Here is a 13,104-nt window from a genome sequence, read left to right on the forward strand (position 1 = left end):
TGGATATTCTAAGTATATTAGCTTAATGGGATGAGTCTTAGTCATGGCTCATCTTTCGTATGAAACTTGAGTGGGATAGCAACGGTTGGCTTTGATTTGGGTAAAAGGCATTGACCAACATCCTATTGATTTAACATAACTGAATGTTAGTGATGCCTACATATGCTGCATTAGGACAAGGTTCTGATGGATCGTTTCTCCGCAGAACTTGTATAGTTTTTAGTCGTAGTTTTTCGAGGCAGGACATGCTTCAACATATAACATCTACTACAAATACATCCTACAATCTAACTTCACAAACTCATGTGGTTACGCGAGTTTCGGTAATGCGAAGGTCGTAGGCTCGACTCCTATTATCGGCACCATATTTTCTCGTAAAATCATAAAGTTACTATTGCAGTGTTTTGCTTTGTTCAACACTAATGTGCAATTTTGCGCGTTGTAGGTGTGGCAAAATTGTGGCAAGTACAGTGAGATTATTTGTGGCTCAATGCAAGGGTATGCTAACAGCACGTGTTACCTTGTAGCTCCCGCCTATCTTGCCTTTTGAGCAATATTTCTACTTCTTGTTACGGACGTTGTCAGGCCTGCACAGTTAGGTTGAAAGGATGTTACTACAACAACATACACAGGCATTCATACGCGTTTAGTCGTCCATTTGGGAATTTGCATTCACTTGGCTACCCATTCGCATTTTACTTAGACATCTCTAACAAAAATGCATCCAATACCCAGTTAAATTGGAAGGTAGCTTTGAACGAGAAGCAGACGGAGGATCTTCATATATGTTCGATTTACTCGCTGGCCTAACGTAACGTATATATCATACATTCATTAACCCATCAGCATGATTGGTAGCTGGTATTTCGTGTAGATTTGGAAGAGAGAAAGTTTTCTTAACTCTATGACATCTTTATTCCAGGCGATACGACAGAAAGCGAGATTGCTGGCTGGGTGATATTTTCCATGAAGCTGCAACCGAACGTAATCCAAATGTGGAACGCATCGAGTAAGGATTTAATAGATAGCATAACATTGAGTCCGTACCTGGTACGAAACGGAACAGGAAACTGAGATGAAGATCCACGCGAGAGAACTGCAGATATTACATTCATGATGACAAGTAGCTCCACTACACAAAAGTGTGATAAATTAATCAGCTAAGTTTTGGTACAAACCTTATTTTCCTTAGTAAGGAAAATTTACTGCATGTAGGAATTCAAATGAATAGTAAGAATGTTGAGCTGAATGCTGCCAAAGAAAGACTGGCTAAACTGATTGAAAATTTGCACTTGCTAAAGCTTGAATACGACGAAGCACTTGAACATGCTGCAAGGTATCATGGATCTGATGAGAGAATAGAAAATGCCAGAGACGAAAGGGCTCGCGATGTGTACATGAAAATTAATGAAGTTCAGAATGAGATTACGAATCAAACTAAATTGATTGAAGCGCTAGAAGCCGCCCATTGAGCACTTAAATAGCTGGCCTAGCGCCAGCTAGCATCCTTCAAGTTCATTTATCATAATAACCTTCAAGACAATATCTGCTCCTGGCACACAGCAGTAACTACTCTAATCCTTGCAGATCTTCTTAAGCTGCCCCGGCAGACCAGCTCTTTTGACTTAATGCATTACCTATTGTGTATGCCATACATTAAGAGCATAGATTTCTAGCTTAGCGGCTGTAAGATCGAAATTCAGGATGTTTTAATATATAAACTGTTACCAAACATATTGAAAACCCTACTGAGGCAGCAACGCTGCAGCCCCAGCAGACCCTCAAACGGTGTTATAACAGATAGCTGCATTTGAGATGAAAGCGATTCATTAAATGCAGGCACGCTTACACGCGGCTAGAGTGAGTGTGATTTCTTACAATGAGTTTCCCATTCCTTGACGGCGAATGTATCCATCATGCCTGAAATGTAATCAACCACAGCCCGAGCTTTTTTATTTTCGAGCTGAGACGGATCTATGCCAGATAATGAAGACTTAAGCTCAGGTGACAGAAACTTATAGTTATCATCGGCATTATAAAACTCATATAAATCGCTGATGATCTTATTTCCTTTAAACTCGTAAGACAGTATGTTCCTTTTACGCATAATGACGTTGAATAGCAGTTTTTTGAGGCCTTCAGCAAGTTCCTGTAACGTATTGTATCCAAGCTCTTCATACCCACTGTCACTTTCAACAACTCCAATATCCATGACCAGACGGTTAACGATATTGGACGTCAGCTCTTTACGAAAAATTATGGCAAATTCTTCTGATGATTTCAGTAGTTTTGCCTCAGATGCAGTTTTTTTAGACGTATTGACAATTTCATTGAAGTGTTCAAGAGCACCGTTGTAGTCTGGTGAATTGAGGAACTCATACTCAATATCTTCGATAGTCACCATATTCCTGCTCAATGCATCTTCCAAGTCATGCGCTGCATATGCAATTTCATCGGCGAGATCCATAATCTGCGCATCAATAGTTTTTTCACCTGCCTTCATGTCTAGTTGATTATCTTCTAGCAACTTCTGATAGAACGCATAATCATCATCATAAATGAATTTATTTGAAGTGGATTTAGTATTTGGATACTTGATGACAGACAGTAAACTACGGTAAGTGAGATCTAAACCTGCACAGCGGGCATATTTTTTCTCGAGTTTTCTCAAGATACGAAGCGCTTGGGCGTTTCCTTCATATCCGCCGATTTTAGCGGATAAACTGTTAAGCATTTTTTCACCTGAGTGCCCGAAAGGAGGGTTCCCTATGTCATGGGCTAGGGCTGCTAGTTCAACAACCACTGGATATTGCAGTTCAAGATCTGATGCAATACTACGTGCTATCTGGGCAACCTCAAGGCTGTGGGTTAAGCGGTTTCGGTTAAATTTTTCAGGATCAACTTCAAAAAGCTGCATTTTCCCCTGAAGCCGTCGAAATGAGGATGAGTAAAGAATTCTTGCATAGTCTCTCTGGTAATCATCTCTCATTCGGGCTCCAGTGCTGGCACTAGTATGCTCACGGCTATGTCCCAGCGCGTCAATCAGCTTTTGTTCTTGCTTCTTCGCAAAAGCTTTTGTTTGATCATTGTACATATGACATCCTTGCAGTATTTGTTAATTTCAACAAAGAATTTCCCCTCTCTATTGAAAAGGGGATCGGGTGAAGTTGAAATGCATAATGCATGTTTTACATAATTCTTCATGCTTTTTTCAACTACGCTTTTTGCTCTTTTGGATGATGTCCACCAAAAACATAGCAATTAGACCTAAAAATAAGTTTTTTATCGCCATGTTCTGCGCATACGATTGCCTGATACCTCAGTGTAGAGCTGGATTTGAGAAATTTTATAATGTTCTGCTGAACTTCCTCAATAATGAATTTACGTTGAAATAACGAGTGCCGCTTTTGGCACAGAGCGGACAAGCTCACTGGGCCAAAGGTCTGCTGGGAGCGAGGAGCGGAAGTTCCAGTGTTCTGCAACAGACGAAGACCCTAATCAACGGATAGCTGGTAATGGTCAATATGTCATTGCTCTAAGTTAAAAGAATCTGTGCGCTCCTGGCTCGGGTAGTCTCAATGAAGATAATATTATCAAGGTGCAGTGATTGTTTCAAATACATCAAAAAAATAAGATGGGAAGCCTTGTAGCATTACTTCATATCTCTCTGGGTTTTGTCGAATCATGTGTTGGGCGTCAAAACTGACTTGAATAGCACCTTGAGTCATCCCCTCTGCAAGACACTGGGCAATTACGCGTTCAGCAAATCCCGCTTCAAAAAAGGCAATGCAACTCTGATTCGGTAGTCCATATTTCAATCGCTTATGAAGAAGATCAACATATTCTCTAAAAACCTCACCCGCCTGTTCTGAAGAGAACGCGAGAAAGGATTCTTTTACCGCTGCGAGCAACAGCGCAAACTCAAAGCCAAATGTTTGTTCACACAGGTCTACAACCACATCAAGATCAAATTTTCTTTGGTTCGCACCATAGGTATAGGATGCACCCAATTTGTCAAGCCGTTGAAGAACGAACATAACTACGATAAATGTGTCCTACGTGGCAATAACAATCCTAGCCCTAAGCGAGAATGGTAATTATGAGAATAGTAAGCAAGCTCACTTTTTTAGGAATGGTTTTTTTGTTTTCTGTAAATGCTTATGCTGGTCAATTAGATAGTAGCGGATTACTTGATACGTTATTAGATAAGTTTCAGCAAGTAGCCAGCACATGGTCATTAGTAATTGGTGATTATGCAAATTGGCTCTTCTGGGGGCTGGTATTAATAAGTATGGTTTGGACATTTGGTATGTTGGCGATGCAAGGGGAAGGTTTAATCAGTGCACTTGCAGAAATAGTTCGTTTTTTTGCCGTGATTGGTTTTTTTTATTATCTTTTAATCAATGGCCCAGCCATATCACAATCTATAATTAACTCAATGAGACAACTTGCAGCAAATGCTTTAGGAACAAGTACTGGTATTTCACCCTCCAGCATAGTGGATATGGCATTTGTGATATTAACAAAGGTCAATTCAGCAGCATCAATTTGGTCTCCAATGATTTCGACCATTATGATAACCGTCGCGATAATAGTATTAGTAGTAATGGCGCTTATCGCGATAAATATGCTAATAATATTAGTTTCTGCATGGGTGTTGTGTTATGCAGGAGTTATTTTGCTTGGATTTGGTGGCTCGAAATGGACTTCTGATATAGCAATGAATTACTTACGCACAGTATTATCGATTGGTATTCAGTTATTTACGATGACATTAATCATTGGGATTGGGCAATCATTTATAGATCAGTATTTTTCTATTATTAAAAATGATATTCCTGATCTTAATAGTCTTATTGTTTTACTTCTGGCGTCAATTATTCTTTTAGTATTGACGAATAAATTACCGTTGTTGTTATCAGGCGTTGTTGGAGGAGCGTCCTTACAAGGGATCGGTGGTTTTGGAGCAGGTATGATTACTGGCGCTGCTACTACTGCAATCAGTGGCGCTGGGGCAATGGCAATGAGTGCTACAGCTCAAGTCAGTGGTGGTGCTTCCGCTCTAAAAGCAGCATTTGAATCTGCACAAGCGGCGATGGCAGAAGAATCTGGTTCTGGTGATAAAGGTGGTTCAGGTGGAGGATTTGGCGGAGGGGAAGATACCGGTTCCGTAGATACTTCTGGAGGACAACCATCAGGCGGTTCCGGTGGTTCTTCTGCAGGGAGTAATACAGGTAGCGTCAGCGGAGGAAGCCAAGGGTTTGCTTCATCATTCTCACGAGCTGGCCGCATGGCTTCTCACATGGCGAGCGGGCTGTCTAACGGAGCTTCGGAGTATCAGATGATGGAGGGAAGTACTAATTCTATCCGAAGACAACAGACCGTTGGTGGGGAAATAGCGAATCAAATACGTAAACACACAGCCGATCGTCAGACTAACCACGAACAGGATGAGTTTGAGGGTGATAGTTTAACTGGCAGTAAAAAATCTTGATTTAGGCGCGTCAGTTAGCGCGGTAACGTTAACTGACGCTTCCACTAAACACCTGTAAGGAGGTGGATAATGGCTGATTATAATAGCTTTGTTTTGGAGGGAATATAAATTATTTTTGCCGATAACAACAAGGAGTTTATTAAAGAGATTTGTGAACCATTGATAAATATTCTATGCATCGAAGAGTATTATTCTGCTACGGGAATTTATAATTATGATGATGCTGATGAGCAAACGGAGTTATTGAAAAAAGCAATTTTTAGTTATAGGAATAATCATTGGGAAGATAGGCTAACATAATGTTAGCCTTTTTCTTATTTTTTCGATTTCTCTATATGGTGATTTAAAATCTCTGCTTTTGCCTCTTCATAAGTTAGCTTACCTCTTATAACTTCATCCTTTATTTTCTGATAAAATTCTGACCCGCGAGGATCTTTACCTGATAAATATAAGCTAGCCTCTGCTTTCCTAAATGCCTCAATCCTTTTTCTCTTCGTGGTCTCATCCATTTTCATTACTACCTATGTTTTAGTCAGCTGATGAGGTAAATGATATCATTTCGATAACTTCTATTCCTTTAGAATTAATTCTGTAGCATTCGTTTTTCGATTTCCTGATGTATGAAAATGAATCTTTTTTTGTATTGCAATCTGTCTTAGAAAAAGCATCAAATAAAAGAAAAGACTTCTGATGCTCTGGTATTATCTTTATTGAAAAAACACCAATGAATAATAATGCAATTGCTGTCGATAATAGATCTGCAACTCTTAAGTAGCTATTCGAACATATAAGTATTTTTTTAAACCATGTCATTAAAATTAGTTTTGCTCTATTAATATCTTGTGCCATTGTTTTTGCAATGTATAATAGATTCTTTTTATTGGATGAAGTTGATTCTTTATTTGTTTTTTGCATTGCTTTGAACATGGTTACGATACCGAAAGCTAACCCGAAAACTAACAACATAATAACTTTGAAATCAACCTCTTGGTTTTTTTCAATCGACTCTCTTAGCATTGCAGAAAAAGGGATGGTCAAAATTGCCGCGTAAAAGCATTGATAAGCAGTAATTCTTCCAAAGTATAAGTATATGAAAATGCTAAGGCCATAAATGGATAGAGATAGAGGAATGGCCATTGCGAAAGCATAACCATAAGATGAGTATATTAAGTATTCCGGTTGAATATCGTAATCAAAATTAATTTTATGTTTTGCATACCACATACAAATTGAAAAAATCAATACTGTTCCAATCCATTTAATGATGCTGTGCTCAATCATTTTATTGACGATTGTTTTTTTGTTGTTATAGGCACAAAAAATGAATGCTACCGAGAGGAATAATCCACAAACTAAGAAGGTTTTATCTTGAAGTAATAATGGGAACTTCATGATTACAATGCAAGCAATCAGCAAATATATAACGGATACAATATTGAAATCAAAATTTGCAATGTGTTTTCTAATGTAACGCATAAGATATCCTTTATTTCAACTTTAACGCTAAATCCTCAGCTTTTGGATGATAATACCGCATTAGCATTCTCGGGTCTTTATGCCCCGTGATTTTTGTCAGCTCGTGCATGGGGAAAATCTCAGCCAAGCGAGAGGTCGCTTCATGCCGGAGATCGTGAAATCTTAAATCTTTGAGGAAGGTGTCATCACATTGAGGTTTAGCTTGTTCATATCTTTCTCTGGCGCGCTTTACAGCTCGATCAAAAGCGCGGGTGATCGCATCGGCACGCATTCCAAAAACCTTGTCATCAGCTTGTTTAGAACGCTCCTTTGAATTGGATAGTACCATAACAGCCTTTGTGGATAAGGGGACATCGCGAGCATTACCATTCTTAGTATCCGGCAGATGTGCAACTCGCCTATCAAGATCGATAAAGCGCCATCGAAGTTCTGCAATTTCGCTACGGCGCATGGCTGTCTCTAACGCCAGAAGAATGATTGCTGGCAATACTAATGAATGTGTTGCGGCAATGATATGTTCGATCTCGTTGGCTAATTCCTTTCCTGACGTAACACCGGTTTGCTCAGAAACTAAAGGCAGCGCTTCCAGGCGTCTGGTCCTTGAGTTCTTGGGTTGGGGTTTGCGAATGGCCTCTGCGGGGTTCAGCAGGCTCTCCATGCCCCATTCTTTCCGCGAAACATTGAATACATGAGAAAGTAAGGCCAAACGCCTTAAAACGGTTGCAGGAGCATAAATTTTCAACCATTCATCTCTTAGCTTGGCGACATCGGCACTCCTGATGCTGGCCATATAGTTTTTTGCCAGCTGAGTGCCTTTTAGTATCCGCACCAATGATCGGTCTTGCACTGCTCCTTTTTTGTCGGGAACAATCTCTTTTTCATAGCGCGTTAGGGCTTCATACAATGTCGTAGATTCCGCTTCGCTGCGGCTAAGCCAAACTCCTCTCGCCATTTCTGACTCGATCATTTTGGCCCAAGCATCTGCTTCTACTTTGGTGTTAAAGGTTTTGGTTTGAGAGGGAAAACCACGTTTACGGATTTAAGCTTCCCATTGGTAGTTACCACGTTTGCGTATAGTCGCCATTTCTGTCTGATTCCTAACGAACTGTGGCAATTTTGTGGCAAAAAATCTATTTAAATTCGATAGGTATTGATTTCAAAGGACCAATTTACGCATTCGTAATGCGAAGGTCGCAGGTTCGACTCCTGTTTCCGGCACCACTGTTTTAATGCTCTCCGTTCTGACGTTCTACGCTTTCCCCGTTAACACACGCTTCGACAGATAAAGATAATGCCTCAGGCCCTGTGCCCGATTCCGACGCTGCCTCGCTCGCTCTGGTTTGGCGCTACGCCAGCAGGCTGAAATCGCCGCTATTCGTGCTGATATTTACCTTTCTCAGAGACGCTTTATCCCAAAATTTAACACAGTATGCGTTATCATTTGCCTTAACCTGTTATTTATCAGAGCGTTAAAAAATGGTGAAGAAAAGCGCAGTAAATTAACTTGCTATTAAGTAGTGCGCTATGTAAATCCATTTCAATTCCCGTTTTCGTCATTGATTGCGCCAATATAAGTAGCGCACGACTTAATAGTGGAAAAGGTGAAATGGGTAACCCTGTGAAAATTAAACAGACTACTTTAGCACTGATGCTGGCCGCCGCTTCTGCAAACAGCTTCGCCGATGCGCCGCAGCCGGTAAAACAGTACAGGACTTTTTAAACGCGCTGAACAGCAGCGGGGATAAACCCCTTGAGCAGTTGACGCCGCAGGCGGCACGCGCGGTGCTGGTGGATGCGCAAAAAGGAGCGACGTTGCCCGATGCCGGGGTTACAGAGAAAATAATTGAGGTCGAAGGTCAACCCCTCACGCTCACTATCGTCAAGCCGAAAGGGGCGCAGGGCACGCTGCCGGTGTTTATGTTTTTCCACGGCGGTAGCTGGGTGTTGGGAGATTTCCAGACGCATGAACGCCCGGTGCGCGATCTGGTGACGGAGTCAGGTGCCGCTGCGGTGTTTGTTAACTACACGCCGTCGCCCGAAGCGCACTATCCGGTCGCCATAAACCAGGCCTATGCGGCAACCCGCTGGGTGGCGGAGCAGGGCAGTGAGACTGGCATAGACGGAAAACGGCTGGCGCTGGTGGGTAACAGCGTGGGCGGCAATAGGGGCGCGGCGGTAGCGCTACAGGCGAAACAGCAGCGCACGCCCGCCATCCGCTATGAGGTGATGCTCTGGCCCGTGACGGACGCCCGTTTCGATACCGGCTCCAGTCATCAGTCTCAGAAGGGCTATTTTCTGACGCGCAACATGATGAAATGGTTCTGGGATAACTATACCATCAGCGCAAGCGATCGCCGTAACAGCCTGGCTTCGCCGCGGCGCGCCACCCGAGAGCAGTTGCAGGGGCTGCCGCCAACGCTTATTCAGACTGCCGAACTGAACATCTTGCGCGACGAGGGGGAAGCCTTTGGCCGAAAACTGGACGAAGCCGGCGTAGCGGTCACGCGCTACAATGGCCTGATTCATGACTACGGTCTGCTTAATGGTTTAAGCAGGGTGTCGGCGGTACGCCCGGCACTGCATCAGGCAGCTAACGAGCTGAAAACGCACCTCCATTGATCCAGAGCCAGGCGTATCGCCTGGTTTTTTCTTTATCCTCGTCATCACCAGAGCCGATGCATCCCGTTCAGCACCGGGATAGATAACACAAATCATTCTGATCCTTTACCGACCACTGCGAGATATGGATATGTTTGCAAAGTATTATGAAGTAGATGAAAACCACATTGATTTTCAGGGCATCGTGGATGGCCTCTATTATCCCTTTTATATGGAGTGGACGCGCCATGCCTATATGCGTGAAGCCTTGGGCATTGATATTGAAGAGGAATTTAAACAGGGACGCCTCTATATGGTGCTTGAATACTCGCTGCGTTTCCGCAAAAGCCTCCAAAAGGGGGACAGGCTGGAGGTGACCTGTGCACTGGAGAGGAATGACAAGCGTAACCGGGTGAATTTTGTCCAGCAAATAAAAGTCGACGGCGTTATTTATGCCGAAGCGACCTTTATTGCCACCTGTCTGAGCAACGGCAGACCCTGTATGCCTGATGCTGTCCTTAGTGCGTTGAATCCGCTGTAACCGATAACCGGAAGGGCAATATTTTGCCCTTCACCGCCATGCTCCCTCAGAAAAGCCTTGTTTCTCAGTGACCTGTCGACTCGGCCAATTCCTAAACCCCCACCCAGCATTTACGAGACATGCATCACATTAATGTCTGTTATTTTTTCGCGTTTTTGATACTGCACCAGACGCCGAATTTGATAAATCTGATGCGACCGGTACGGGAGAAAATCTCATCAATTTTAGAAAAAGCGTACTTCGGGCTTATAAATATTTAATGACAGGAAAAAACAGGGATGATTAAGCAGAGTTTACCCTTTGTGCGAGATAAGGGATCGCGTGCTGAATTTAAAGCGTTTTTGTTTTAGTCAGGGTGAGATTAATCCGAGTGATGGGCGGCTTGTTAAGCGATCCAGGCTAAGACTTTCCTTGCTTAAATTTAAGCTGTTTAATCATTTTTCCTGCATGCAAGGATAATCTTAAAAATATTTGTAATGGCCGCTTATCCATTAATTCTGATGGATAAGCCGTGCGCGGGTGCGGAAAATCCGGTTTCCTGGCGTTACCATTGACGGAATAAAAGCGACACGTAATATCTCTCTAATCAATCCTGTTTTTTTCTTTAGTCGCGCAATAGCCATCCGGAAAAAAAAGAGAACGTGCTGAAATGAATCTGGCACTAAAAATGTATCGCGTGCGTGCAACGACTTATTTCCAGAGGAACTATGGTAACGCTTAACAACCCTTTAATTAGCGTAATTGTGCCGGTGTATAACGCCGAGCATTCGATTATGCGCTGTGTTGAAAGCGTGCTGGCGCAACGGGAGCCGCGCGTTGAACTGATCCTGATTGATGACGGGTCAACCGATAATTCACCGCTGATACTGGAGAACTGGCGAAACCATCCGCAGGTACGCATTATTTCCCAGCGTAACAGTGGGGTATCCGCCGCGCGCAACGCTGGCATTGTCGCCTCGCGGGGCACCTATTTGCGTTTTGTTGATGCCGATGATTTTTTGCCTGCTGACGTGCTGGGCCTTTGCCTGGCCTTGATGAATGAAGACGTAGGAATGATTGTTGGCGAGTCACAACACTTTACGCCTGCGGGAGAACCGATTGCGCGGCAATTCTCGGCTGAGTCTCAGCGCGTGTTGAGCGCGGGCGATGCGGTTAACGATTTGCTCTATTTTCATCCGCGTCACGGTATCTGTGACAAGTTCTTTAACGGCGAGCTGATTCGTGCCCATCAGCTGCGTTTTAATGAGCAGATTACCAATTTTGAAGATCTGCTGTTTGTGATGCAGTATCTCAGCCTGCTGGACACGCAGCAGGTCATCTGTATCAGTAATGTGATATACCACTACGTTGAGTCGGAAAACTCCGCGACCCGATCGTCGGTGCGTGAAAAGCATTTCTCCTTTGCTCGTTCATTTAACGAAATGCATAAGCTGCTGAGCCGTAGCAATGATAAGTTTTTTTATTTTCTGCTGCTAAAGGTCTCCTCCGCCTATTTATATAAAGCGATCGTTTCCGGAGAATTTAACCCCGCCTTTATTAACGATCATATTCGCCGCTATCGACAGGCTTTTAAAGCTTATCTCTCGTCTGGCGTCATTGTTAATGGCTGGAGCCTCTACTTTATGCTCTTTTTTTGCTCGCCGCGTTTGGTCTCACAGCTACGTCGGCTGGCACAAAACAGAGGGCGTGCAGTATGAAAGATAAACTCAAAAACTCCATGTGGATGATTGCTGAAAAAATCATCGCGGTCTTTGGCCTGATTTTTGTCACCTCCTTTGTGGCGAAATATGTCGGGCCAACGACCTTTGGCATTATTTCCATTTCACTGCTGGTCTTTCAGTTTTTGCAGACCGTTGCCTATATGGGCAGCGATGTCATCTTGCTGAAACGGCTGTCGCAAAATAAACACTCCGGCATCCGGCTGATGATCTCCGCAGCGGTGCTTATTTTTACGCTCTATGTCGTGCTGGCCTCCGCAGGCATGGTAGTCATGCATGAAGAGATGACGTCACAGGCGCAGATTTTTATTGTTGCCGCCGCCATAGCCTGCCTGTTTTCGGCCATCGATCTGGTCAACGTCTTCAATGAGGCGATGCTGAATGCAAAGCTGAATGTGATCGCCAACGCCATCGGCCTGACCATCAGCCTCTCGATACGCTTTATTATTTCCTATTTCAGGCTCGACCCGTCCTGGCTGGCGCTGCCGATTGTGCTGGCAACTTTTATCCCTTTTGTCATCAAGCTGGCGCTGTTTCGTCGTTACGAGGGCAGAATGCACCGGCCGAACACGAAGCAGCTCAAAGCCTATTCACGCTATATGCTGGCTTCGGGCGGTACGCTGATCTTTTCGGTTATTGCCGTCGCGCTCTATACGCGACTGAATCAGTTCAGCGTGAGCTACTTTCTTGGCGTCAAAGAGGCGGGGGTCTTTTCCGTCGCCCTGACGCTGTCTGGCGCATGGGTCTTTTTACCGAACGCTCTGCTGGCCTCTTTCTATCCCTCTTTTTTCTCGGAACGCGATCCGAAACGGGCCATCGTTAAGATTCAGCAACTCCACCTGTTAGTGGTGATCGTGTCAGCGGTAGTGATTGCCGCCGTTGCGCTGCTGGCACCGCCGTTCATCCATTACTTTTATGGCGCGGCCTATCAGGATGCGGTGGCTCCTACGGTCTGGCTCTGCCTTGGGGCGATGTTTGGCCTGCTGAGCAGCGTGATGGATCGTTTCATTATCAAGTACAACGGCTACGGCTATCTGGTAAAAAAAACCTTTTTCGTATTGCTGATTTGCCTGGTTTCTTCTGCTGTTCTGGTGCCGTTGTATGGCCTCACCGGTGCCGCCTTTAGCGTTATTTTGACTGAACTGCTCTCTTTCACGCTGCTGAATTACTTTTTCGCCGCCCAGCCGATGTTAAGCATTCATCGGTCTTTTCTCAGCCCTAAAAAAATATGGTTTTTATTAAACGACGCCAAAACCCTCAGATAGTTAAGAGGAATG

Annotated in this window: 11 protein-coding genes and 1 pseudogene; 7 read left to right on the forward strand and 5 right to left on the reverse strand. The window is 43.8% G+C overall.

The window, feature by feature from the left end; all coding sequences use genetic code 11:
• Positions 1-1,223 precede the first annotated feature (1,223 nt).
• Complete coding sequence (locus tag HP564_RS08975; RefSeq protein ID WP_080625682.1) at positions 1,224-1,472, forward strand: hypothetical protein; 249 nt, start codon at positions 1,224-1,226, stop codon at positions 1,470-1,472.
• Positions 1,473-1,855: 383 nt separating this feature from the next.
• Here HP564_RS08975 and HP564_RS08980 read toward each other — a convergent pair whose 3' ends face one another.
• Positions 1,856-3,094: a deoxyguanosinetriphosphate triphosphohydrolase family protein gene (locus HP564_RS08980; protein ID WP_371242211.1), complete on the reverse strand. Its 1,239-nt coding sequence runs from the start codon at positions 3,092-3,094 to the stop codon at positions 1,856-1,858.
• A 499-nt stretch (positions 3,095-3,593) separates the two neighbouring features.
• On the reverse strand, positions 3,594-4,010 hold the full coding sequence (locus HP564_RS08985) for a hypothetical protein (RefSeq protein WP_371242213.1): 417 nt from the start codon (positions 4,008-4,010) through the stop codon (positions 3,594-3,596).
• An 89-nt stretch (positions 4,011-4,099) separates the two neighbouring features.
• Here HP564_RS08985 and trbL point away from each other — a divergent pair, with 89 nt between their 5' ends.
• Positions 4,100-5,494: a P-type conjugative transfer protein TrbL gene (trbL, locus tag HP564_RS08990; protein ID WP_371242215.1), complete on the forward strand. Its 1,395-nt coding sequence runs from the start codon at positions 4,100-4,102 to the stop codon at positions 5,492-5,494.
• Between the two features lie 108 nt (positions 5,495-5,602).
• Positions 5,603-5,794 carry a hypothetical protein gene (locus tag HP564_RS08995; protein WP_371242734.1) on the forward strand — a complete coding sequence of 64 codons (192 nt, stop codon included), beginning with the start codon at positions 5,603-5,605 and terminating at the stop codon, positions 5,792-5,794.
• A 14-nt stretch (positions 5,795-5,808) separates the two neighbouring features.
• Here HP564_RS08995 and HP564_RS09000 read toward each other — a convergent pair whose 3' ends face one another.
• The 3 genes from HP564_RS09000 to HP564_RS09010 are packed head-to-tail and all read right to left on the reverse strand — an operon-like array spanning position 5,809 to position 8,009.
• Entirely contained in the window at positions 5,809-6,009 is a 201-nt protein-coding gene (locus tag HP564_RS09000; RefSeq protein ID WP_023338108.1) for an antitoxin VbhA family protein, read from the reverse strand.
• Between the two features lie 13 nt (positions 6,010-6,022).
• Positions 6,023-6,970 (reverse strand): hypothetical protein, encoded by a 948-nt coding sequence (locus tag HP564_RS09005; RefSeq protein WP_371242217.1) that lies wholly within the window; start codon positions 6,968-6,970, stop codon positions 6,023-6,025.
• Positions 6,971-6,980: 10 nt separating this feature from the next.
• A complete protein-coding gene (locus tag HP564_RS09010; protein WP_371242736.1) occupies positions 6,981-8,009 on the reverse strand; it encodes a site-specific integrase in 1,029 nt (342 codons plus the stop codon).
• 579 nt (positions 8,010-8,588) lie between these two features.
• Here HP564_RS09010 and HP564_RS09015 point away from each other — a divergent pair.
• From HP564_RS09015 to HP564_RS09030, 4 genes and pseudogenes are all read left to right on the forward strand, one after another.
• A pseudogene (locus HP564_RS09015) lies at positions 8,589-9,589 on the forward strand (alpha/beta hydrolase).
• A gap of 130 nt (positions 9,590-9,719) precedes the next feature.
• Positions 9,720-10,109, forward strand: coding sequence for an acyl-CoA thioesterase (locus HP564_RS09020; RefSeq protein ID WP_371242219.1), 390 nt, complete (start codon positions 9,720-9,722; stop codon positions 10,107-10,109).
• A 707-nt stretch (positions 10,110-10,816) separates the two neighbouring features.
• Positions 10,817-11,806, forward strand: coding sequence for a glycosyltransferase family 2 protein (locus HP564_RS09025; RefSeq protein WP_371242221.1), 990 nt, complete (start codon positions 10,817-10,819; stop codon positions 11,804-11,806).
• Positions 11,803-13,092: an oligosaccharide flippase family protein gene (locus tag HP564_RS09030; protein ID WP_371242223.1), complete on the forward strand. Its 1,290-nt coding sequence runs from the start codon at positions 11,803-11,805 to the stop codon at positions 13,090-13,092. Before HP564_RS09025 ends, HP564_RS09030 begins: the two co-directional genes overlap by 4 nt.
• Positions 13,093-13,104 lie beyond the last annotated feature (12 nt).

Source organism: Pantoea sp. KPR_PJ, assembly GCF_041386365.1.
Taxonomy (GTDB): Bacteria; Pseudomonadota; Gammaproteobacteria; order Enterobacterales; family Enterobacteriaceae; genus Pantoea.